Here is a 22,630-nt window from a genome sequence, read left to right on the forward strand (position 1 = left end):
GCGATGATCGATCCCGTCATTCTCATGGTGTGCATCGCGTCCGCGACGATCATCGCGCTCGCGAGCGCCGCGCCGAAGTGGCGCGAGCCGGCGCGCTTTCGCGCGTCGCTCGAAGCGTTCGCGTTGCTGCCGTCGTTCGCGCTGACGCCTTTGTCGTTCGCGTTTCCCGCGCTGGAAACCGCGGGCGCAATCGGCCTCTTGTTCGCCGATGCGCGCACGGTCAGCGCCCTCGTGCTGATCGCGTTGTTCACGCTCTTCGGCGCGGCGCTCGCGATCAACGTGCTGCGTGGTCATACCGATATCGATTGCGGCTGCTCGGGCTTCATCGCGGCACGCGCCACGGAACGCGCGCCCAAGTCCATCGGCTGGTGGCATGTATCGCGCGCCCTGATGCTGGCCGCGCTCGCGGCCGCCGCGCTCGTACCTCCTACTGCTCGCGCGCTCATCGGCTTCGACTACCTGAGCGCAGGCGCCTGCACGTTATTCGCCGTCGCCGCGTGGTTCACGCTCGACGTGCTGCTGGTCAATCTTCCCAAGCTCGATTCTCTGAGGAATTCATGATGCAAACCGCCCTGATGATTTCGGCCGCACTGTCGTGGGCCGCTTTGCTCGCGCTCGGCGCGATCTGTCTCGCACTCGTTCGCCAAGTCGGCATTCTCTATGAACGCATGATGCCCGCGGGCGCACTCATGATCGACAAGGGCCCGGCAGTCGGCGCCATCGCACCGGTGTTCGAACTGGGCGATATCGCCGGCCGCGCGGTGAAGGTCGGCGGCCTGTCGAACTCGAAGCGCAACACGCTGGTGTTCTTCCTTTCGCCGACGTGCCCCGTGTGCAAGAAGCTGCTGCCCTTGCTGCCGTCGATCCAGGCACGCGAAGGCAATACGGACATCGTGCTCGCAAGCGATGGCGAATTCGACGAGCACTCAGCCTTCTATCGCAAGACCGGTCTTTCGCAATACCCGTATGTGCTGTCGCAGGAACTCGGCCTTTCCTATCAGATCGGCAAGCTGCCTTATGCCGTGTTGCTCGACGAAGAAGGCAAGGTCCGTGCGAAGGGTCTCGTGAATACGCGTGAGCATCTGGAAAGCCTGTTCGAAGCGAAGGAACGCGGTGTCGCTTCGCTGCAGGAGTTCGTGCACGGCAAGCATGACGATCACGCGCATCACGATCATGAAGGTCAAGTCGGGCAGCACGCCTGAAGACGCCAATAAATCATTCATTCCTACAGGTGAGCGTCCATGAAATGGCTGGATTCATTCTTCGAACATAAGGCGCGCGGCGTCGCGCAGCGCAGCTCGCGGCGCAGTGCGATGGCGAAGCTCGGCAAGGTGCTGGTCGGCTCGGCGATGGTGCCGCTGCTGCCGGTGGATCGGACCGCGTATGCGACGGAGCCGAAGAAGCCGGGCGCATCGGCAAGCGACGATCCGACGAGCTGCGACTACTGGAAGTATTGCGCGATCGACGGCTGGCTTTGCAGTTGCTGCGGTGGCACGTCGAGCAGTTGCCCGCCGGGCACGACGCCGTCGCCGATCACGTGGATCGGCACATGCCGCAATCCGCACGACGGCTCGGATTACATCGTGTCCTACAACGACTGCTGCGGCAAGACGAGCTGCGGGCGTTGCTTCTGCAATCGCAATGAACGCGAGAAGCCGCTCTACAAGCTGTCGCTCAATAACGATATCAACTGGTGCATGGCGAACGGCAATTCGAATTACCACTGCTCGGTATCGGTACTGTTGGGAGCGGCAACGCAATGAAGACGGCAAGTGTTTTGATGGCGGCGCTCGCCGCCGGCGCGATGAGTCTTGCGCCTCAGGCATTCGCGCAAACGGTGCATTATCCCGGCGGCAAATCGACATTCGACGGCAAGTGCGCCGTCTGCCATCAGGCGGGCGGCAAGGGCATGGACGGACTCGCGCCGCCGCTCGTCGAGTATCCGGGCAAATATGCGGGCTCGCCCGATGGCCGTTCCCAATTAGGGCACACCGTGCTCTATGGCATGTTCGGTCCAATCAAGGTCAAGGAGAAGAGCTACAACTTCAAGATGCCGAGCTTCGCATCGCTCTCCGATGAAGAGATCGCCGACGTGCTGAACTACGTCGTGTTCGATCTGAACGCGGAGCATGGTTCAGCCAAGCCCTTCGACGTCGCCGAGGTCAAGGCATGGCGCGCGGGGCCGCTCGATCAGACCGCCGTGCATCAGCGTCGCGATGCGGTCGTGAAGGGCCTCGGGCTATGAAGCCGCGCGCGGTCCTCGTGGCTGCAGCGCTTCCCGCGCTCTTCATGGCGGCCGCACCGCAGGCGCTGGCGGAGGAGTACGACGCGCCGCGCGCGCGTCAGGACTGGGTCCTCAATTGCATGGGATGTCATACCGCCGATGGCTCCGGCATCCCCGGCAAAGTGCCCGCGTTGCGCAACTCGCTCGGTCACTTTGTCTCGATGCCCGAGGGCCGTCAGTTCGTGATGCGTGTGCCGGGCGCGGCCAATTCCGCATTGAACGATGCCGAGCTCGCGAACGTCCTGAACTGGCTGCTCGCGACGATGAACGAGCAATCGCGGCCCGCATCGTTCAAGCCCTATACGGCGGAAGAAATCGCGGCGCATCGTCGTCCCGCGCTCACCGATGTCGCGCGCACACGCATGAAGCTCGTGAAGGAATTGCAGGAGAACGGCGTCGACGCCGTCCCCGAACACTACTAGGAGACACCTTGATGAATAACAGCCAGCATCTCGCGATGCTCGATTCGACGCGCGCGTTCGTCGCATCGGCAAAGAAAATGTTGATCGACGGCGCGTGGGTGGAAAGCGCAAGCGGCGCGACACTCGACGTGATCAATCCCGCCGATGGCGAACTGCTCGCCCGCGTGCCGAGCGCCGACGAAACCGATGTGGATCGAGCGGTGCTCGCCGCGCGCCGCGCATTCGACGACTCCGCGTGGTCGCGCATGAAGCCGACCGATCGCGAACGCCTCTTGCTGCGCGTCGCCGATCTGATCGAAGCGAATGCGCGCGAGCTCGCGGAAATCGAATCGCTCGACAACGGCAAGCCGGTGACAGTGGCGCAAGGTCTCGATGTGTCGATGGCCGCGCAATGCTTTCGCTATATGGCCGGCTGGGCGACGAAGATCGAAGGCAACACCATCGAAGCATCGATTCCGTATAGCCCGTCGAACGATTTCTTCGGCTACACGCGCAAGGAAGCGGTGGGTGTGGTCGGCGCGATCATTCCGTGGAATTTCCCGTTGCTGATGGCTTCGTGGAAGCTCGCGCCCGCGCTCGCGACGGGTTGCACCGTCGTGCTGAAACCCGCTGAAGACACGCCGCTTTCCGCATTGCGCCTCGCGATGCTGATCGAAGAGGCGGGCATCGAGAAGGGCGTCGTGAATGTCGTCACGGGCCTCGGCCGCACGGCGGGCGCGGCGCTCGCGCGTCATCCCGGCATCGACAAGATCGCGTTCACGGGTTCGACGCCGACCGGCAAGGCAATCGGTCACGCGGCGCTCGATAACATGACGCGCATGTCGCTCGAACTCGGCGGCAAGTCGCCGGTGATCGTGCTGCCCGATGTCGATATCGACAAAGCCGCCGAAGGCGTCGCCAATGCGATCTTCTTCAACTCGGGACAAGTCTGCACCGCGGGTTCGCGCGTCTATGTGCACGATAAGGTATTCGATCGCGTGATGGAACGCGTCGCCGCCATCGCTCAATCCTTGCCGATGGGTCCGGGCCTCGATGCATCGACGCAGATCGGTCCGCTCGTGTCGGCGCGGCAGATGGATCGCGTGCTGGGTTATATCGAAGCGGGACGCGATGAAGGCGCGCGTGCGATCGCGGGCGGTGCGCGCAAGGAAGGCGCGGGTTTCTTCGTGAAGCCGACCGTGCTCGTCGATACGGATCATTCGATGAAGGTCGTGCGCGAAGAGATCTTCGGGCCGGTGCTCGTCGCGATGCCGTTCAGCGATATCGACAGCGTCGTCGCGAAAGCGAACGACACACCGTATGGCCTCGGCGCGAGCATCTGGTCGAACAATCTCTCCGCCATTCACAAGCTCGTGCCGCGCATCAAGGCGGGCACGGTGTGGGTCAATTGTCATTCGCTCCTCGACAACGCGATGCCTTTCGGCGGCTTCAAGCAATCGGGTTTCGGGCGCGAGCTCGGACGCGCGGTGATCGACATGTACACCGAAACCAAGTCGGTGCTGATCAACTACGCGTGAGGACGCTCGCATGACAACTAAAACGATCGCGCGGCAGCTTGTTTCGACGGCGGCGCTCGCCGTGTGCGCGAGCGCATCCGCGCAAGGCACGGTGACGCTGTACGGCACCGTCGATGCCGGGCTGACCTACACGACCAATCAGCAAGTTACCAACGCGGACGGCAGCGTCAGCTCGGGGCATAACTTCGCATTCTCGGGCGGCAATCTCGTGCCTTCGCGCTTCGGCTTGCTCGGGGTCGAAGATCTGGGCGGCGGCTTGCAAGCGAAGTTCAACGTGGAGAACAGCTTCTATACGGGAACGGGTGGCTTGGTGCAGGGCGGGGCGCTGTTCAACCGTCAGGCCTGGGTGGGACTGGCGCATGAGCAATTCGGTACGTTGTCGCTCGGACGCCAGTACGATTCGTATTCCGACTTTCTCGGGCTTTACGTGTCGAGCAATTCATGGGCGACGCTCTACGGCTCGCACATCGGCGACGTCGACAACCTGAACGAAGCGTTCAACTTCAACAACTCGATCAAGTACACGAGCCCGGACTGGAACGGTTTCTCGTTAGGTGGCACGTATAGCCTCGGCGGTGTGGCCGGCGATTTCGCACAACGGCGCGGCTATTCCGTCGCGGCGGCTTATACGCGTTTGCCCGTTTCCATCAGCGCGGGCTATCTGAACCTGCGTAATCCGCTCGATGCGGCTTTGGGCGGTACGAACGGATATATCGGTGATTTCGCCTGCTCGAATCCGTCGGCGCTGTATTGTCAGTTGCAGAATGCGGAAGCGCTCAAAGCGTATGGCGCGGGCGCATCGTATGCGATCGGGCCTGCGACCATCGCGTTGACCTATACGCATACTCGCCTTGAGCATAGCCAGTTCTTCGCGGATAGCGCCAATCCGCAAGGCCGTGACATCGCATTCGATATCGGCGAAGTGAATCTGACTTACGCGGCCACGCCGTTCCTGCAACTGGGTCTCGCCTACATCTATAACAATGCGAAACCCGACGGCGGTTCATCGACGCGCTTTCATCAGGTGAACCTCGGCGCGAATTACTCGCTTTCGAAGCGCACCGCGCTCTATGGTGTCGCGATCATGCAGAAGGCGGTAGGAGCGGGACTCGGCATCGATCCCGCGACGGGCGGCCCGGCGAATTACGCGCAGATTCCCAATCTGCCCAACTCGAACAGCGACCGGCAACTGTCCGTGACGGTGGGCATACGGCATAACTTCTAAGTATTTCCGAGGGCGTGCGTTGACCCGGCTGGAATGATTCCCCGCCGGGTTTTTTTCGTTTGCGTGTTGGTTCGACCGATCAATCTTATGGATGCGCATCGGCTTATATGACTGATTTGACCGATATATGCGTGTCGTTTAATTTCGTTGCGAGCGTCCATCGCAATGCATCGATCATCGAAACATCCCCACACATACCGACTCACGGAGACATCGAAAATGAACAGGGCAACCATCGACGCGCTGCTGAAAAAGATCAACGACAGCGCCACGAACGAAGGCAACGCACGCACGAAAGCAATCGTGAACCGCATCGTGCGCGATCTTTTCTACACGATCGAAGACCTCGACGTCACTCCGGGCGAGTTCTGGGCCGCGCTGAACTATCTCGGCGAAACGGGACAAAGCGGCGAGTTCGGCCTGATCGCCGCGGGTCTCGGCTTCGAGCATTTTCTCGATGCGCGTCTCGACGAAAAGGAAGCGAAGGCCGGTCTCGAAGGCGGCACGCCGCGCACCATCGAAGGGCCGCTCTATGTGTCGGGCGCGCCGGAATCGCTCGGCCATGCGCGACTCGACGATGGCACGAGCCTCGGCGAAACGCTGGTGATGCGTGGCCGTGTATTGACGCAGGACGGCGCCCCGCTCGCGAATGCATTGGTCGAAGTGTGGCACGCGAATCGTCTCGGCAATTACTCGTACTTCGACAAGTCGCAGTCCGCGTTCAACCTGCGCCGCTCGATTCGCACCGATGGCGACGGCCAATACGCATTCACGAGCGTCGTGCCGGTCGGCTATAGCGTGCCGCCCGGCGGAAAGACACAGCAATTGCTCGATCAACTCGGCCGGCACGGTCATCGTCCGGCGCATATTCACTTCTTCGTGTCGGCGCCGGGTTATCGCAAGCTGACGACGCAGATCAATATCGACGGCGATCCGTATCTGTGGGACGACTTCGCGTTCGCGACGCGCGACGGACTCGTGCCCGAAGTGAAAAAAGCCGAAGGGGCGGAAGGCAAGCCGTACGGTGTGGAAGGGCGCTTCGCGCTCATCGACTTCGACTTCACGCTGTGCAGTGAACGCGACGACGTGCCCGGCACGGAAGTGGAGCGCGTGCGCGCGGCGTGAGCATCCGCGATCGTTGATACCATTGCCGCATGAACAACGAGCTCGATACAGATGCCGATCTATTGGGCGTCGATGGCTGCAAGGCGGGCTGGTTCGTCGCAAGGCAATGCGGACGTAGCGGGGTCATCACCACGAACGTCGTCGGCCGCTTCGATGACCTGCTCGAATGGGAGCGGGCGCATGCAATCGTGGCCGTCGATATTCCAATTGGACTGGCCGCGAATGGCGCCCGCGCATGCGACACGCTCGCCCGCAAGCTGCTCGGGCGTCCTCGCGGAAGCTCGGTATTTTCTCCACCGACACGCGCAGCACTGGCCGCATCGAACTATCGCGAAGCGTGCGACATCAACCACGCCGCATCGGGAAAGCGCATTTCCATTCAGGCTTTCCATATTCGCGGCAAGATCGCTGAAGTCGATGACGTGCTGCGCACGCGTGCTGGCGCAGCGGCGCGCGTATTCGAAGTGCATCCCGAACTGAGCTTCATGCACTTGCGAATGGAGCAGGGCGGCCCGGCGCACGGTCTGCACGAAAGCAAGGCGCACGCGCCGGGGTTTGCGCTACGTCACGCGTTGCTCGTGCAGTGCTTCGGCAGTGCAGTCGATGCGGCGCTCGCCGCGCGCAATCCCGCGCAGGCTTCCCGAGACGACGTGCTCGATGCCTTTGCCGTGCTGTGGAGCGCGCGCCGCATCGCATCGGGTAAAGCATTCCATCTGCCCGAAGAGATTCAAACCGATGCGGCGGGCATACCCATGACGATCTACTACTGAGCGCCCGCCTTTCGATAGTGCGCCACGTGAAGCGCCTTGATGCGTTCGGCGAATTCATCGACGGGACCATCGACGACGGTATCTTCGATAACTTCCTGAATCGCCAGCGCACGCACGCGCCCCGGCTTCGCGCCGAGTTCGGCACGCCAGCGCGTGAACTGTTCCGTCGATGCCGCATAGACGATGCGCCCCAGCCCGACCCACGCATGGGCCGCCGCGCACATCGGGCAATGCTCGCCGGACGTGTACACGACCGCGTGCTTGCGTTCGGCTTCGGGCACGTTCTGCGCCGCCCATTTCGCAATTTCGAATTCCGGGTGCCGCGTCTGATCGCCGCCGCGCACCCGATTGCGGTCTTCGAAAAGCACGCGCCCGTCCCTTGCGACGAGCATCGAGCCGAAAGGCTCGATGCTCGTCGCAAGGGACGGGCGCCTCTTGCGCCAGTTCGATGCAGCGGATCAGATGCTTCTTGTCTGTATCGTCGATCATGCCGTGTCCTCCTTGTTTGACTGCACGATCACGATGCTAACGGACTAGCGAAACGCCCGCATCTGCGCGGTCATGAGTTGCAGCATCCTGTTCGACGCAACCGATAGCCTGCGTCCGGCGCGCGTGACAAGATGGGCTTCGGCATCGGCGAGAATCGGGTGCGTGATGTCGATCGCAAAGAGATCGCCGGCTTCCATCTCGCTCGTCACGGCAAACGCGGGCAGCACGGTGATGCCGAGCCCCGACTTGACGAACTGCTTCAGAATGGCAATGGAGTTCGTCGTCACGACCGGATCGAGCTTCAGCTTCTCCGCATACTCCACAGCCTGCAGCATCTGCCGCGTGCCGTATGACGCATGCGTCACTGCGAGCGGATGCTGCGCGAGTTCCTGCACGTTCATCGACTTGCGCTCCTTGCGCGGAAAGTTCGGGCCGACGATCGCCATCATCGGCTGTCGCTTGATCGCGCGCGATACGAGCTTCGGTTCCTGCGGCGGGTTATAGACGAGGCCGATCTCGCCTTCGTCCTCGGAGATCTTGCGGATCACATCGTTGGTGCCGCCGAGATCGAGGTTCACCTTGATGCCCGTGTATTGCTTGCAGAACTGCTGCATCGGCCCCGACAGAAGATCGGATACGAAGCCTTCGCCGAGCACGATATTCACCTGGCCCGTGCGCAATCCGCGCAACGCCTGAAGACGCGAGAGCAGATCGTCGCGATGCGCGAGCTGCTCGCGAAAGTATTCGATCACGCATTGCCCCGCCTCGGTCGTCTTCACGCCGCGCGCGTGCCGTTCGACGAGCGCCGCGTCCAGTTCCTTTTCCAGCAGGCCGATTTGCCGGCTGACCGCCGACGGCGCGACGTTGAGATAGTCGGCCGCCGCGCGGATGGTCCCGCAGCGCACGGCCTCGAAGAAATAGACGATGCGGCTGTCGGTGAGGTTATCGGTCATCGGAATCGAGTGTTCTAAAAATCAGAACACTTCCAATATTGGCGTTGATTGATTGTACGGCTTTCACGACCGAAGATGACAGGAACGCGGACCGGCTGCCCGAAGCACGGCGCGCATGAGAAGGAGAATTTGCTGATGAAGACGGTAGGTGTGATCGGTCTGGGAAACATGGGACGCGGCATGGCGCGCTCGGCCAGACGCGGCGGGTATCGCGTGCTCGGTTTCGATGCCGCGCAAGGCGTGGCGGAGGCGCTGCAACCTGACGGCATCGAGGCGCGCACGTCGATTGCGGCCATCGCGAGCGAGGTCGACGTGCTGATACTGTCGCTGCCGACATCGGCGATCGTCGAGGAAGTCGTGCTCGGGAAGGACGGCGTCGCATCGAACGGGAAAGCCGGGCTGATCGTCGTCGATACGACCACCGCCGATCCGGCCAGCACGAAGAAGGTCGCGGCCGCGCTCGCGGAATGCGGGATCGGTTTCGTCGATGGCCCCGTGAGCGGCGGCCCGAAAGGCGCAGCGACCGCCACGATGACGATGGTCCTCGGCGGCTCGGAAGCGGACGTCGCCGCGGTCGAACCGATCCTCGCGGTGATCAGCGCGAAGCGCGTGCATGTCGGGCCGGTCGGCGCGGGTCATGTGACGAAGATCATCAACAACATGCTGACGGGCGTGCATCTGCTCGCGGCGAGCGAGGCGGTGCGTGCGGCGAAAGCGTCGGGCGTCGATCCGGAAAAGCTCGTCGAGGCGCTCAACGGCGGCTCGGGCCGCAACAGCGCGACGCTCACCAACTATCCGACGTGGATCTTCAACGGCAAGTTCGACTCGGGCTTCACGATGAAACTCATGCGCAAGGACGTGCGTCTCGCGATGGCCTTGCTCGATGGCGTCCACGAGAATGCGCCCATCGCGAAGGAAGCGGGGCGCCTGTGGGAGGCGAGCGAGGCGAGCATCGGCGACGCGGAGGATTTCAATCGCATCGTGCAGTTCATCGAATCGAAGTAAGGGAACAGAAAAAAATGGAATACGACGCAGCAGAACAGCTTCTCGCGGCATTCAAACATTTCTTTCCGGACGCGAAGACGATCGGCTCGTATGTCGGTGGCGAACTGATCGAAGGCGCGGGCGAAACCATCCAGCTTTACGACGCCGCTACCGGCAAGCCGAGTCTCGCGTATAAGGACGGCGGCGCGGCCGTGGTCGAACAGGCGGCGGCCTCGGCCACGCGTGCGCAAAAGCAGTGGTGGGCGCTCACCCATGCGGCGCGCGGCCGCGTGATGTTCGAGATCGCGCGCGAGATTCGCAAGGAAGCGGAACAGATCGCACGGCTGGAATCGCTCGGCTCGGGCAAGCCGATCCGCGATTGCCGTGGCGAAGTTGCGAAGGTCGCCGAGATGTTCGAGTACTACGGCGGCTGGGCCGACAAGTTCTATGGCGACGTCATTCCCGTGCCGACTTCGCATCTGAACTACACGCGCCGCGAGCCGGCAGGCACGGTGCTGCAGATCACGCCGTGGAACGCGCCCGTCTTCACGTGCGGCTGGCAGGTCGCGCCCGCCATCTCGATGGGCAATGCGGTGCTGCTCAAGCCGTCGGAGCTCACGCCGTTCACATCGATCGTGATCGGCCTGCTGGCGGAGCGCGGCGGTGCGCCGAAGGGTCTCATCAATGTGCTCGCGGGACTCGGGCAGACGGTCGCGCAAGCGGCGATCGCGCACAAGGCGGTGAAGAAAGTCGTGTTCGTCGGCTCGCCGGCGACGGGCGCGCGCATCGCCGAAAGCGCGGCGAAACGCGTGCTGCCTTGCGTGCTGGAACTGGGCGGCAAGTCGGCCAATATCATCTTCGCCGATGCGGATCTCAAGCGCGCCGCGCTGACCGCGCAGGCGGCGATTTTCGCGGGCGCGGGGCAAAGCTGCGTCGCGGGTTCGCGCTTGCTGGTGCAACGCTCCGTCTACGACGAATTCGTCGCGATGGTCGCCGCGGGCGCTAAAAAGATCAGAGTCGGCGCGCCGCTCGACGATGCGACCGAAGTCGGCCCGATCAATAATCGCAGGCAGTACGATCACGTGATGTCGATGATCGGCAAGGGCATCGCCGATGGCGCGACGCTCGCGGCCGGCACGGCCGAGCGCTCGGATGCGGGCTACTATGTCGCGCCGACCGTGCTCGCCGGCGTGACCAACGACATGGACGTCGCGCGCACGGAAATCTTCGGGCCCGTGGTCGCGGCGATTCCGTTCGACACGGAAGAGCAAGCCGTCGCGATCGCCAACGACACCGACTTCGGTCTCGCGGGCGCGGTATGGACCAACGACGTCGCGCGTTCGCTGCGCGTCGCAAGCCAGGTCGACGCGGGCACGTTCTGGGTGAACGGCTACAAGACGATCAACGTCGCGTCGCCATTCGGCGGTTATGGTCTGAGCGGCTACGGACGATCCAGCGGCGTCGAGGCGCTTTACGAGTACACGCAGACCAAGAGCGTGTGGGTCGAAACGGCAAAGGATCCGGCCACGACGTTCGGCTATCTATGATCAAAAACGCCCGGGCGTCGCCATGACGCGGCGTCCGGGCAATCAAGGGGAGAAGGGAATGCAAAGCACGTTGAGCGCGGATCGCGCGGAAGGAAGCGGCCTCAGAACCGCGAAGCTCTTTTTCTATGCGGCGGTCATTCTGTTGATCGCGGAGTTCATCGGGTCGTTCACGTTCAGGATCGGCCCGGGCAAGGTCATTCTGCTCCCGATGATCTGGGCGCTCTTGCTCGGCGCCGCGCTCGGTCTCGTCTCCGAGCGCTGGAAAAGCCCGGCGCGGCTCGACGTGCGCAGCCAGTTCTACGCCGCCGCGATTCTGCAGCCCGCGCTCCTGCTGTTCGTCGCGAAGCTTGGCCTCCTGGTCGGCAGCGCATTGCCGAAGCTTGCCGCGGCGGGATGGGCGCTCGCGTTTCAGGAACTCGGCCACTTCGTCGGCACGATCCTGCTCGGATTGCCGCTCGCGCTTCTGCTCGGCATCAAGCGCGAGGCGATCGGCGCGACGTTTTCGGTCGGGCGCGAACCGAGCCTCGCGATCATCGGCGAAAAATACGGGATGGATTCCGCCGAAGGTCGCGGTGTGCTCGCGGAATATCTGACGGGCACGGTGTTCGGCGCGGTATTCATCGCGATCTTCGCGGGCTTCGTCGCGAGCCTGCACATCTTTCATCCGCTCGCGCTCGCAATGGGTTCGGGCGTCGGCTCGGGCAGCATGATGGCGGCGGCGTCGGGCGCGATCGCCGCGCAGCAGGACCCGGAGACGGCGAAAGCCGTGCTCACGTTCGCGGCGGCGAGCAATCTGATCACAACGACCATCGGCACGTACTTCACGCTCTTCATCTCGCTGCCGATGGCCATATGGGGCTATCGGCTGCTGGAGCCGCTCATCGGCCGCAAGACCCGAGCGTCGAGCGCGGGCGAGACGGCTTCATCGGCGCCGAAACTGGGCGACGTACAGACCGAGGCGCCTCACCTCGGCTACGGCGGCAAGATGCTCGCGTGGGGCGCGACCGCGCTGATGGCGCTCGTCGCCGACTGGATCACGCACGGCACGACGCCGCTGCAAGGTTTGCCCGGCATGGCGGTGATGGTGCTCGCGACGATCGTCGGCGACGCGATCGCGCGGGCGACCGGGCACAAGATTCCGGCTGTGTGCTGGGTATCGATCGTCGCGATGTTCCTGACATCGCCGTGGTGCCCGTGGGGTGCTCAGATCGCTGCGGCGAGCGCGCAGAACGACTTCCTCGGCGTGACGACGCCGATGCTGACCTTCGCGGGATTGTCGATCGCGAAGGACATTCCGGCGTTCAGAAGGCTCGGCTGGCGCATCGTGCTGGTGTCGTTCGTCGCGAACGCGGGGACGTTCCTGGGCGCGGCGCTGGTGGCCCAGCTCTTCCATATCTGAAGCCGGTTTGAAAGCCTGGAAACGATCTACGGTGGCGGGCAGGGCGGTATAAAATCGAGATGTACTTCTCTCGCGCTCGAATGCGCCCGCCGCCATGGATACTCCCTCGGGCAAAGAAACTTCCCGCAAGCCGATGTCGCCTCGCATGCTCAATGTGCTGACGGCGCTCATCGGCATCGCCACGCTGGCGCTGGGTGTCGCGTGGCTGATCTATACGTGGATCGTCCATCTCGAGATCCCGTATTTCGCCATTCCGCTCGTGCTTACCGTGCCGGTGATCGTCGCGGTGGCGTTCCGCAATTGCTGGGACTGATGCGCCGCCGAAGTGCGGTCGCGGAAATGAAAACGCACCACGGCGATAAAGATCGCCGCGGTGCGTTTGAATGTCGCTGGTAGGCTCGATTGGACTCGAACCAACGACCCCCACCATGTCAAGGTGGTGCTCTAACCAGCTGAGCTACGAGCCTACGGAAGCCGCGAATTATAGGGGAAACTTTCGCGTTGTGGGGGTTTTTGGGCGAAATTTTTTGATCGGGGGTTTGGGGGGGCTCCCTCGATAGTCCGATGTCGGTGTCCCTTGGAGATTATGGATGACTGATCAGCGCGTTGTTTATTTGACATAACATAAATTAGCGAACTTTTGAATTTATGATAAGGGTTCCTAAGTTCGTGCTCTGAGCCAAGCGCAAAAAAACTGGAATCACTCATCCGGCCCAAGCAGCACGTCGATCGCTGCTTGTCCGGCAATCTCGGCAACCAGGTACGCCCATCGCTCCGTGAACGGCCCGTTGCGCAGCGGTATGCGGCCTCCTCGCGCGCCCAGTACGCCGAGGTTGGTGCCGCCTTTGATCTGGAAAATCACGTTGAACGTGTCTTCATCGGCTGGCGTCAATTCGACGTGAATCTCGAACCCGCGATACTCGATCACTCGCTGCATGAAAGACAATACCTTGATCGGTTTGCGCAGCCGTCAGCGGCCAGGCGGGACCGAAGCCTCATCAAATCGAATATCGATTCTGCGGGCCGCGAACGTATCGCTTTTGCGCGATTTCGAGCAGCTTTTCGCGGAACTCGTCGAATGCCACGAGAAACGACCGTTCATCGGACCCGAGCGCCGGTTGCAGGCCTTTGAGCGTTGCGCCGCCGACCTCGAACGTGATTTCCCGCGAGTCGTCGTAACCCCAGAAAAACACGCAATGCCTGGCGGCATCGTAGCTTCGGCTCGGATTCGGAAAATGAAGCGCCATAGTCAGCCTCGGCCTCTTATGGCGTTGGCGGAAATCGCCACTTGCTTGCGGTTGAATCGATGAGCGCATAGCTGATGCGCCTCTGGTCCGCCCGGTTGGCGTCTTCGGTTTTGAGCGTGAGAAGCCGGGCCTGACGCTCCCGGTTGTAAGCACTCTCATTTGCCGCGAGAGGGACTGCCTTCTTTATATCTAATCGCATGACTACCTCTGAAAGACCGGTCCACGTAGTGAGACCGGCCTGCTCACTATATACCCTTCCCGCCGCGCGAACTCCTTTTATTACGACGTCCGATGACCACGCCACGCTATCGATGCTCACATTCCCCAACGCAATCCCGCCGTATGCACCGGACTGTCCCAATGTCTCATCATCTCGTCATCGAGTGCGCAGAGCGTAATCGACGCTCCCGCCATTTCCAGCGATGTCGTCAGCGCGCCCACGTGAGAGCGCGCTACGCTCAACCCGCGCCCATCGAGCCAGGTCCGCGCCGAGTTGTACAGCAGATAGAGTTCCGACAACGGCGTGCCGCCCAGGCCATTGACAAGCAGAAGCAACGGCGCATCCGCCGCGGGCTTCAGGTCATCGACGATCGCCGCGAGCAATTCATCCGCAATCGCGTTCGCCGTCTCGAACTTCGCGCGTCTGCGTCCCGGCTCGCCGTGAATGCCCACGCCGATCTCGATTTCATCGTCGCCGAGCGTGAAGGTCGGCCTGCCTGCGGCGGGCACCGTGCAGCTCGAAAACGCCACGCCCATCGATGCGATCCGCGCCGTCACGCGTTCGCCGAACGTCCGGCAGGCCTGCAGATCGGCGCCGGCTTCCGCGAAGCTGCCGACGAGCTTCTCGACGATCACCGTGCCCGCGACACCGCGCCGTCCTGTCGTGAAGCTGGAGTTCTCGACGGCGACATCGTCGTTGACGAGCACCGACGCGTTCGATATCTCGCACAGCTCTGACGCCATCTCGAAGTTCATCAGGTCGCCTGAATAATTCTTCACGATGAACAGTACGCCCGCGCCTGTGTCCGCCGCCTGGGCCGCGGCCATCATCTGATCGGGCGTAGGCGATGTAAAGACCTGTCCGGGGCACGCGGCATCGAGCATGCCGTGCCCGACGAAGCCGCCATGCAACGGCTCATGACCCGATCCGCCGCCCGAGACGATCGCGACCTTGCCCGGCTTCGGCGCCTTGCGCACGATGTAGAGCGGATCGAAGCTGACCGTCACGAGGTCCGCATGCGCCGCGGCGAAACCCGCGAGACTCTCGGTCAGATAGTCATCGACGCGATTGATGAATTTCTTCATGTCCCCTGCTCCTTTTTGTGTTCAGGCGTCGCCTTGCGCAAGCCGCGCGCAGACGGCTTCGATCATGAACTGGCTCGATCGCGCGCCCGGATCGATATGGCCGCGCGAACGCTCGCCGAGAAACGACGCGCGCCCCTTCGTGGCGAGCATGTCGCGCGTCGCAAGCATGTTTTCTTCCGCGATGGGCGGCAGTTCCTTCAGCACGTCCTGCTTCGAAGCGAGCGCATCGGCCATTGCGGTGAAGCGTTCGGCGACGGGAATCAGCACGTCCATCATCGTCTTGCTGCCGGTGCCCGTCTTGCCGCGCTGACCGACGGCTTCGACGCCCGCCGCGAACGCGCGCGCGAAACCGGCGACGCCGGCATCGTCGGTGGATGTTTTCGCCATGCCGGTCAGCATCGAGAAGAAGAGCGGCCCGGACGAGCCGCCGACCGTCGACAGCACTTTCGTCGCCGCGAGCTTGAGCGCGGGCGCGAAGGCTTCGGCTTCGATCTGCGCGCGCATGCCGGTGAGCGCATCCATGCCGCGCAGCAGGTTGATGATGTGATCGCCGTCGCCGATCGCCTGATCGAGCGAGGCGATTTCGTCGGCATGTTCCTTGAGCGACGCATGCGCCGCGTCGATGCACGCCATGACCGTCTTGCCGTTCATCGGACTGTCCTCCGTTCATGCTCAGAGTGAGCTGAAAGGATACACGCAGATCGATCAGGTCCAGGGAACATGCACGCGGTCGAGATTCCGGTCCAGTTGGTACGCCGCGCTGATGAGCGCGAGATGCGTGAGCGCCTGCGGAAAATTGCCGAGCGCCTCGCCGCTCGTCGCCACTTCCTCCGAGAAAAGGCCGACATGATTCGCATACGCCAGCATCTTCTCGAAGACGAGCCGCCCTTCGTCCACGCGTCCCGCGCGCGCGAGCGCCTCCGCATACCAGAACGAGCAGGCGGAGAAGCCGCCTTCCGTGCCGGGCAGGCCGTCGAGCGTCGAGCCGCGCGTATAGCGGAAGATCAGCGGATCGACACGCAAGTCGCGACCGATCGCATCGAGCGTGCCGATCCAGCGCGGATCCTTCGGGCCGATGAAGCGCACGAGGGGCATCATCAGCGCGGACGCGTCGAGAGTGGCCGAGCCCGGCGTCTGCACGAAACTCCTGATGTCGTCGTTCCAGAACTGTTCGTGGATGTCGCGATGGATCTCGTCGCGCGTCTTGAACCAGTTCGCGAGCGGCGCGGGCAGCGAACGCTTCTCGGCGAGCCGCAACGCACGGTCCAGCGTCACCCAGCACATCAGACGCGAATGCAGAAGCGCGCGCGTGCCGTTGCGGAACTCCCAGATGCCGTTGTCGGCCTCGCGCCAGTGCTCGACGACATAATCGACCGTGCGCGTCACGTGCCGCCAGCCATCGTAGGAAATGGCCGCGCCGTACTTGTTGTAGAGGTAGACCGAATCGAGCAGCGCGCCGTAGACATCGAGCTGCATCTGATCGCGCGCCTCGTTGCCGACCACCACGTTTCCCGGCATGTCGCCCACGAGGCTCGTCAATGGGCTTTCCGCGAGCGCGTCGGCGCCATCGACCGAATACATCACGCGCAACTGGCCGTGCAGGCTGCAATCGCGGCTGCGCTCGGCGATCCATTTCATGAAGCGTTCCGCCTCGCCGGTGTAGCCGAGCCGCAGCAAGGCGTACACGGAGAACGCGGCGTCGCGTATCCAGGTGAAGCGGTAATCCCAGCGGCGCGAGCCGTCCTGCGCCTCGGGCAGGCCGAAAGTCGGCGCGGCGACGATCGCGCCGAATTCTTCCGAACTCAGGAGCTTGAGCGTCAGCGCCGAGCGCAGCACGACTTCGCGATAGCGCCCGCGATACGTCGAGCGCGACGACCACGCCTTCCAGTAATCGATGGTGTCGGAGAGGATCGCATCGTGATTCGCTTCGATATCGGCGAGCCCTTGCGCGTCGCCGAGCGCGAAGCACGCGCAGTCGCCCGCCTCGAAATCCAGCGTCGCGCAGGCGCTTTGCCCGTCGATCGTGAGCGGCACGTTCGCGATCAGGCGCACGGGCGGCGAGCCATCCGCGCGAATGAAATCGACGCCCTTCTCCACCGCCTGCGCCGTGTGCGTCGCGCGCGCGTAGTCGAAACGTGGATCGCAGCGCACGTCGAGCGTCATGCGCCCGTACACGAGCCGCACGACGCGCAGCACGCAGTTCGGCACTTCATCGGCGCGGGCTGCAGTCGATGCGACCGGCATCAGATCGAGCAGTTCGCACACGCCTTCGTCGGTCATGAAACGCGTGAGGAGCACATTCGTTTCGGGCAGATACATCTGCTTGACGTTGGCGCGGCGGTTCGCATGAGGCGTGCGCGGCGTGATCGAAAAAGCGCCGCCGCGTTCGCTATCGAGCAGCCCGGCGAAGAGCGTCGGCGAGTCGATGCGGGGAAAGCACATGAAGTCGATCGCGCCGCACAGCGACACGAGCGCCGCCGTCTTCATGTTGCCGATCATGCCGCGCCCGTCGACGGGCAGCGCGGCGGCTGGAACCTGCTCTGGATGGTGTCCCATCGCGATTTGCTCCCGGCGTGCCTCCATTGGCATCGTCAGACGGCGAGCAAGGCATATTCCTGTCGCGCGCGACAGGTTCCGATACCTGCGACAAAGACTGGACGCCGCGTGTCAGCGCGCGGCGGTTCGATCGCCCTGCACGGTTTCGGGTTGTTTCGGCGCGTTCCCGAAACCCGCCGCGCTCGCCGCGCCGTCCTGTGCGGCGAGCGCCGAGGGCGTCGGCACGGGCGCATCGGCGTGACGAGACCTGCCGAGGCTCGCGATATAAAGCACGGCTGCCACGGCGACGCCCACCAGCACCGCCGCCACCGCCACGCCTGACGACTTTCGTCTCATTTTCCCTTCCTTTCAGATACGATGTCCCCGGCTCGCGGCCCGGCCCCGCGTCGATCGTAGCAGCGCGATGCGCGGCATCTGCGTGGGCCGCCGCGCATTTCAGCGCAAGAACTCACCGCACAACCCGAGGACAATTCATGCACGCCGCCACGGCATTCAATCTGGTGCTCGTCTCGCTGATCGCGATCATCGCGCTCGAAGTGCTCGCCAAGCGCTTGCGCTTGCCGCCCGCTGCTGCATTGCTCGTCGGCGGCGTCGCGATGGCGTTCGTGCCGGGCCTGCCGCATATCGAGCTCGATCCCGAACTCGTGCTCATCGTGTTCCTGCCGCCGCTTTTGATGTACGGCGCGTACTTTTTCGTGTGGGACGACTTCAAGCGCAATCTGAGCGGCATCCTGCTGCTCGCGATTGGCGCGGTGGCGTTCACGACGCTCGTCGTCGGCATCGCGGTGCATCTCGTCGTGCCCGAGCTGCCGTGGGCCGCGTGTTTCGCGCTCGGCGCGGTCGTCTCGCCGCCCGATGCCGTCGCCGCCAAGGCCGTGCTCGAACGCGTCGCGCTGCCGCGTCGTCTGATGGTGCTGCTCGAAGGCGAAAGCCTGCTCAACGATGCCGCGGGCCTCGTGCTGTTTCGCTTCGCGCTCGTCGCCGCGATGAGCGGCGTGTTCAGCGCGCCGCGCGCCGTCGCGAGCTTCGCGGGACTGGCGATCGGCGGCGTCGTGGTCGGGATAATTGCGGGCTTCATCGCCGTCAAAATCATGCGCGCGCTCGAGGACGATTACCTCGTCATCACCACGTCGATGTTGACGTCGTGGGTCAGCTATATCGCGGGCGAAGAACTGGGCGTGTCGAGCGTCATCGCGACGGTCACGTGCGGCATGGTCGTCGGCTGGCATCAGCACGAAGTGTTCACGGCGGCGCAGCGCATGCGCGGCACGGCTTTCTGGCAGGTCGTCGTGTTCGTGCTGGAAGCGCTCGTCTTCGTGCTGATCGGCTTGTCGCTGCGGGGCATCGCGGTGCGGCTCGGCGGCGTCGGCGATGCTTTCTCGCTGCTCGGGCCCGCGACTGCCGCGGTGATCGCCGTCGTGATCCTGTCGCGCTTCGTGTGGGTGTTCGGCGCCGAGGCGGTGAAATGGATCGCGTGGACAGTCTCCGGACGCAAGCGCGGGAACGGCCCCGAAGCCGGCGCCGCCGTTCCCGACTGGCGCGCGGCCACCGTCGTGAGCTGGGCCGGCATGCGCGGCGTGGTGACGCTCGCGGTTGCGCTCTCCTTGCCCGAAACGATGCCGGGCCGCGATCTCATCCTGTTCGCCGGCTTCGCGGTGATCCTCGTCACGGTGCTGCTGCAGGGCGCGACGATCGGCCCGCTCATCGCCCTGCTTTCGCTGACGCGCGGCCACGAGCGCTCATCGCGACATCTCACCGAGCCGCAGGCATGGGCGCGCCTGGAGTCCGCGCAACTGGAGGCGATTCAGCCGCTCGTGCACGACGCGGACGGCAATGTGATCCATCCGCGTCTCTTGGAGCAATACTCGTATCGCGCGGGGCTTACCAGACGCTTCGAGGACATGGAGGAATTCCCGACCGACGCGCGCCACGCGCATTACGACGTCGTGCTCGCCGCGATCGCGGCCGGGCGCGCGGAGTTGCTGCGCATGCATCGTGCGGGCGAGATTCACGACGAGCTTCTGCACTCGCTTGAGCACGACCTCGATCTTCAGGAGATCATCGCGCTCCATTCGCGCGGTTGAGCGCTACTTGCCGTCATCGCGCGAATGCGACGGAACGACGAGCGGCGTCTCGTCGACCGATTCGTCGCACTGCATCCACGCATAGGCGGTGACCGTCGCGGACGCGTTGTTTCTCAGGCGAATCAGCCACTCGCCCGCCTCCGCGCGGCGCATGCCGCTGCGTGCGGCGGTCGGCGCGAGCGCGACGAGGATCATGTGTCCTTCGCCGCGCGCGCCCCGGCCGAGATGCACGACGGTGCAGATCGCATCGCCGCCACGCGTGTATGTGCCGATATCGCCGAGCGTGAGCCACGCACTCGCGATGCCCTCGGGCGGCACAATCTGCACGTCGACGGCGGGCGCGCCCGCATCGCTCGAACACCAGATCTCCGCGAGACTCGGCGATGCGGAATGCGCGCGCACGGGCCAGCGCAACGCCGACTCCGCGCGATCCGCGATCGTCAGCGCCCCACGGCAGTGCGACAGATCGACGTTGCCCGATGGAAGCACGACGGAGCACGCGCCGGTGTCCATCAATTCGTCGAGCGCGCTTTCGATGAGCGAACTCCCGTCCTGCTGCCACGCGACATTTCCGGCGTTCAGGCTGACGAGCGCATGACAGCCCGCCCCGCCGATGTCCTGCGCGCGCTGCACGACGTAGCGGACGGCGTCGAGCACTTCGGCATCGGGACAGGGGCCGAACGCGTCGCGCATCGTGCGGCAGCGTCTCTTGAGCTTCACGCCGATCATGGGCAGGGGCGCGTCGTGGCTGCCGTCGTCGTCTGCGGAAGCGGCGCGCCGCAACGCGCGCGAAGGATAGCGCCCCGCAAGCTCGGCGGCGGCCGGGCCGTCATGCGCGAAGCCGTAGACACGTGCGCCGCCGGCCGTCTGCGCCGTCTCGGCATGAAGACGCGCATCGTTCAGCATCGCGTCCATCTGATGTTTGAGCAGCTCGCTTCCGTAGCCGAGACCGGCTGCCGGTTCGGCCGCGTCGTTCTGATTCCAGAAGCATTGAAAGCGTGTGCGCGTGCCGGTGGCGTCCTCGGAGAAACGCGCGTGCGTGAACGCGATCTCTTCATCGCATACGCCGACGATCGCGTTACCAAGCCCTTCACGCATCGGCGCATGCTCGGCTGCTACCTGTTCCACGGCCGCATCGACATGCGACGTGATCACGAGCGCTTCCGTGAAGCGTTCGAACTTGCCCGCGAGGTCGGTGTTCAGATGCGCGTAGAACTCGCGCGTAACGTGAGCGGTGCAAAAGCGCGTCGCCTCCAGCGCGGCGGGCGGATCGCGATAGAGCGCCGACATCCAGATCCACTCCTGCCAGCCGTTACGCTCGATGGTCTGCGCGAATTGCCGCGCGGTATCGCCGCCCTGCTTCATCTCGATGGCGATCGGCACGCGGCCGCGCGGCGTGCCGCCGAGGTCGCGATAATGCGTTGCGTTGGCCCACACGATATATGGATCGATGCGCGCGACGGATGCGAGCGCTTGCGGCGCGATGGGCTCGAACCCGACGCTCGCCGTGCCGATCTCCCAATGCGGGCTCATTCGTCCCTCCTGTGGCCTGCATTCCGAGGCGTCTGATCAATCGGGGCGACCGTTGTTCTTGTCTTATCGTTTCTTTTCTGCCGACGATTGATCGCGGTGCGCGAAGCGCAATTTCATCGGTGGATATTTCGGGAACCGAAAGAAATCAGGCGTTCGCTATCGCATAACGTAGTCACTTGCCGTGCGAGAAGCAAGCGGAATTCCCGATCGGACGTGCGTGAACTGCGAGCCGGCGCACAGTCGGGTCGAAGCTGCGCGGATGATCGTTTCATCGCGGGAGCATTACGGATTTCTTCAGCCACATCAGGCTGATAGCGCGCGGCTCCCCCGTTTGTCCACAGCCTTGTGCACCAAAGCTGTGGATAAGCGCCGCGCGCCCCGTTCGAAGGTCATCCGGACACGCCATCCAGACGCGCGCGGTTTTCCGTCTGCACATTCGCGTCCCGCTTGCCCTTCACGCGCCGCGCAAGCAGATTCAGGCCTTCGACGAATCCCGCGAAGCCCATCGCCGCATAGATGTATCCCTTCGGCACGTGCGTTCCGAAACCTTCGGCGATCAGCGTCATCGCGATCACGAGCAGGAACGAGAGCGCGAGCGTCACGACTGTCGGATTACGCTCGATGAAGCGCGAGAGCGGTTGAGCGGCGAACAGCATTGTCGCGACCGCGAAAATGACGGCGATGAACATGATCGGCAGATGCTCGGTCATCCCGACCGCTGTAATGATGCTGTCGACGGAAAACACGAGGTCGAGCAGCAGGATCTGGCCGATCGCCGACCACGCCGTGATGCTGCCGAGACTCGACGCGACACCGGCGGCCTCGTCGTGGTTCTTTCCGACGTGATGGTGCATCTCCTTGGTCGCCTTCCAGACGAGGAACAGACCGCCCGCGAGCAGGATGAGGTCGCGCCACGAGAACGCATGATCGAACACGGAGAAGACCGGCGTGGTCAGTTGCGCGATCCACGCGACCGTGCCGAGCAGCGCGAGCCGCATCACGAGCGCAAGCATGATGCCGATGCGCTGCGTGCGCGCACGTTGGGCGACGGGCAGTTTGTTGCTGAGTATCGAAATGAAGACGAGATTGTCGATGCCGAGCACGACTTCCATCACGATCAGCGTGACGAGTGCGGCCCACACGGCGGGATCGGCGGCGAGCGAGAGTAGATATTCCATGAGCGAGGGAAG

At 63.6% G+C, this 22,630-nt stretch carries 24 protein-coding genes and 1 tRNA gene; 14 read left to right on the forward strand and 11 right to left on the reverse strand.

Going from position 1 to position 22,630, the window contains the following annotated elements; all coding sequences use genetic code 11:
* Positions 1 to 3: 3 nt before the first annotated feature.
* The 9 genes from ACEN42_RS18455 (at position 4) to ACEN42_RS18495 (ending at position 7,343) form a co-directional block, all read left to right on the forward strand.
* A complete protein-coding gene (locus ACEN42_RS18455; RefSeq protein WP_371882091.1) occupies positions 4 to 561 on the forward strand; it encodes a MauE/DoxX family redox-associated membrane protein in 558 nt (185 codons plus the stop codon).
* Entirely contained in the window at positions 558 to 1,202 is a 645-nt protein-coding gene (gene mauD, locus ACEN42_RS18460; RefSeq protein WP_035501896.1) for a methylamine dehydrogenase accessory protein MauD, read from the forward strand. The genes ACEN42_RS18455 and mauD overlap by 4 nt, the downstream gene beginning before the upstream one ends.
* A gap of 39 nt (positions 1,203 to 1,241) precedes the next feature.
* Positions 1,242 to 1,763: a methylamine dehydrogenase light chain gene (locus ACEN42_RS18465; protein WP_035501898.1), complete on the forward strand. Its 522-nt coding sequence runs from the start codon at positions 1,242 to 1,244 to the stop codon at positions 1,761 to 1,763.
* Positions 1,760 to 2,245, forward strand: a complete 486-nt coding sequence (locus tag ACEN42_RS18470; protein WP_035501899.1) for a cytochrome c — start codon at positions 1,760 to 1,762, stop codon at positions 2,243 to 2,245. Before ACEN42_RS18465 ends, ACEN42_RS18470 begins: the two co-directional genes overlap by 4 nt.
* Positions 2,242 to 2,706 carry a cytochrome c gene (locus ACEN42_RS18475; RefSeq protein WP_238213929.1) on the forward strand — a complete coding sequence of 155 codons (465 nt, stop codon included), beginning with the start codon at positions 2,242 to 2,244 and terminating at the stop codon, positions 2,704 to 2,706. Before ACEN42_RS18470 ends, ACEN42_RS18475 begins: the two co-directional genes overlap by 4 nt.
* Positions 2,707 to 2,717: 11 nt before the next feature.
* Positions 2,718 to 4,223, forward strand: coding sequence for an aldehyde dehydrogenase family protein (locus ACEN42_RS18480; RefSeq protein WP_187606304.1), 1,506 nt, complete (start codon positions 2,718 to 2,720; stop codon positions 4,221 to 4,223).
* A 10-nt stretch (positions 4,224 to 4,233) separates the two neighbouring features.
* Complete coding sequence (locus ACEN42_RS18485; RefSeq protein WP_371882092.1) at positions 4,234 to 5,448, forward strand: porin; 1,215 nt, start codon at positions 4,234 to 4,236, stop codon at positions 5,446 to 5,448.
* A gap of 219 nt (positions 5,449 to 5,667) precedes the next feature.
* Positions 5,668 to 6,573 carry a catechol 1,2-dioxygenase gene (catA, locus tag ACEN42_RS18490; RefSeq protein ID WP_371882093.1) on the forward strand — a complete coding sequence of 302 codons (906 nt, stop codon included), beginning with the start codon at positions 5,668 to 5,670 and terminating at the stop codon, positions 6,571 to 6,573.
* Positions 6,574 to 6,602: 29 nt separating this feature from the next.
* Complete coding sequence (locus ACEN42_RS18495; protein WP_371882094.1) at positions 6,603 to 7,343, forward strand: DUF429 domain-containing protein; 741 nt, start codon at positions 6,603 to 6,605, stop codon at positions 7,341 to 7,343.
* Here ACEN42_RS18495 and ACEN42_RS18500 read toward each other — a convergent pair.
* Complete coding sequence (locus ACEN42_RS18500) at positions 7,337 to 7,735, reverse strand: deaminase (RefSeq protein WP_371882095.1); 399 nt, start codon at positions 7,733 to 7,735, stop codon at positions 7,337 to 7,339. The genes ACEN42_RS18495 and ACEN42_RS18500 overlap by 7 nt on opposite strands.
* A 141-nt stretch (positions 7,736 to 7,876) precedes the next feature.
* Positions 7,877 to 8,785: a LysR family transcriptional regulator gene (locus ACEN42_RS18505; protein WP_187606309.1), complete on the reverse strand. Its 909-nt coding sequence runs from the start codon at positions 8,783 to 8,785 to the stop codon at positions 7,877 to 7,879.
* A 75-nt stretch (positions 8,786 to 8,860) separates the two neighbouring features.
* Here ACEN42_RS18505 and ACEN42_RS18510 point away from each other — a divergent pair, with 75 nt between their 5' ends.
* The 4 genes from ACEN42_RS18510 to ACEN42_RS18525 all read left to right on the forward strand — a co-directional run bounded on the left by ACEN42_RS18510 (position 8,861) and on the right by ACEN42_RS18525 (position 13,028).
* A complete protein-coding gene (locus tag ACEN42_RS18510; protein WP_371882096.1) occupies positions 8,861 to 9,790 on the forward strand; it encodes an NAD(P)-dependent oxidoreductase in 930 nt (309 codons plus the stop codon).
* Positions 9,791 to 9,804: 14 nt separating this feature from the next.
* Entirely contained in the window at positions 9,805 to 11,316 is a 1,512-nt protein-coding gene (locus tag ACEN42_RS18515) for an aldehyde dehydrogenase (RefSeq protein WP_371882097.1), read from the forward strand.
* Positions 11,317 to 11,374: 58 nt separating this feature from the next.
* On the forward strand, positions 11,375 to 12,715 hold the full coding sequence (locus ACEN42_RS18520; RefSeq protein WP_371882098.1) for a DUF3100 domain-containing protein: 1,341 nt from the start codon (positions 11,375 to 11,377) through the stop codon (positions 12,713 to 12,715).
* Between the two features lie 94 nt (positions 12,716 to 12,809).
* Complete coding sequence (locus ACEN42_RS18525) at positions 12,810 to 13,028, forward strand: hypothetical protein (protein ID WP_187606313.1); 219 nt, start codon at positions 12,810 to 12,812, stop codon at positions 13,026 to 13,028.
* Positions 13,029 to 13,105: 77 nt separating this feature from the next.
* Here the strand turns inward: ACEN42_RS18525 and ACEN42_RS18530 are convergent.
* The 7 genes from ACEN42_RS18530 to ACEN42_RS18560 all read right to left on the reverse strand — a co-directional run bounded on the left by ACEN42_RS18530 (position 13,106) and on the right by ACEN42_RS18560 (position 18,159).
* Positions 13,106 to 13,182: transfer RNA gene (locus ACEN42_RS18530), tRNA-Val, on the reverse strand.
* A 233-nt stretch (positions 13,183 to 13,415) separates the two neighbouring features.
* A complete protein-coding gene (locus ACEN42_RS18535) occupies positions 13,416 to 13,652 on the reverse strand; it encodes a hypothetical protein (RefSeq protein ID WP_187606314.1) in 237 nt (78 codons plus the stop codon).
* A gap of 61 nt (positions 13,653 to 13,713) precedes the next feature.
* The gene (locus tag ACEN42_RS18540) at positions 13,714 to 13,962 is read right to left on the reverse strand and encodes a DUF1488 domain-containing protein (protein WP_187606315.1); all 249 of its coding nucleotides are present in this window, start codon (positions 13,960 to 13,962) and stop codon (positions 13,714 to 13,716) included.
* 315 nt (positions 13,963 to 14,277) lie between these two features.
* Positions 14,278 to 15,267: a dihydroxyacetone kinase subunit DhaK gene (dhaK, locus tag ACEN42_RS18545; protein ID WP_371882099.1), complete on the reverse strand. Its 990-nt coding sequence runs from the start codon at positions 15,265 to 15,267 to the stop codon at positions 14,278 to 14,280.
* 21 nt (positions 15,268 to 15,288) lie between these two features.
* A complete protein-coding gene (gene dhaL, locus ACEN42_RS18550) occupies positions 15,289 to 15,918 on the reverse strand; it encodes a dihydroxyacetone kinase subunit DhaL (RefSeq protein WP_371882100.1) in 630 nt (209 codons plus the stop codon).
* A 54-nt stretch (positions 15,919 to 15,972) separates the two neighbouring features.
* Positions 15,973 to 17,823, reverse strand: a complete 1,851-nt coding sequence (locus ACEN42_RS18555) for a glycoside hydrolase family 15 protein (protein WP_371882101.1) — start codon at positions 17,821 to 17,823, stop codon at positions 15,973 to 15,975.
* A 111-nt stretch (positions 17,824 to 17,934) separates the two neighbouring features.
* The gene (locus tag ACEN42_RS18560; RefSeq protein ID WP_371882102.1) at positions 17,935 to 18,159 is read right to left on the reverse strand and encodes a hypothetical protein; all 225 of its coding nucleotides are present in this window, start codon (positions 18,157 to 18,159) and stop codon (positions 17,935 to 17,937) included.
* Positions 18,160 to 18,296: 137 nt separating this feature from the next.
* On the opposite strand from ACEN42_RS18560, the gene ACEN42_RS18565 reads away from it, so the two are divergent.
* Positions 18,297 to 19,907: a Na+/H+ antiporter gene (locus tag ACEN42_RS18565; RefSeq protein WP_371882103.1), complete on the forward strand. Its 1,611-nt coding sequence runs from the start codon at positions 18,297 to 18,299 to the stop codon at positions 19,905 to 19,907.
* A 3-nt stretch (positions 19,908 to 19,910) separates the two neighbouring features.
* On the opposite strand, the gene ACEN42_RS18570 is transcribed toward ACEN42_RS18565, so the two are convergent.
* Both ACEN42_RS18570 and ACEN42_RS18575 read right to left on the reverse strand, forming a co-directional pair.
* Positions 19,911 to 21,440, reverse strand: coding sequence for a hypothetical protein (locus ACEN42_RS18570; RefSeq protein WP_371882104.1), 1,530 nt, complete (start codon positions 21,438 to 21,440; stop codon positions 19,911 to 19,913).
* Positions 21,441 to 21,829: 389 nt separating this feature from the next.
* The gene (locus ACEN42_RS18575) at positions 21,830 to 22,618 is read right to left on the reverse strand and encodes a TerC family protein (RefSeq protein ID WP_035501920.1); all 789 of its coding nucleotides are present in this window, start codon (positions 22,616 to 22,618) and stop codon (positions 21,830 to 21,832) included.
* Positions 22,619 to 22,630 lie beyond the last annotated feature (12 nt).

This window comes from Caballeronia sp. S22 (assembly GCF_964261745.1).
GTDB classification, from domain to species: Bacteria; Pseudomonadota; Gammaproteobacteria; order Burkholderiales; family Burkholderiaceae; genus Caballeronia; species Caballeronia jiangsuensis.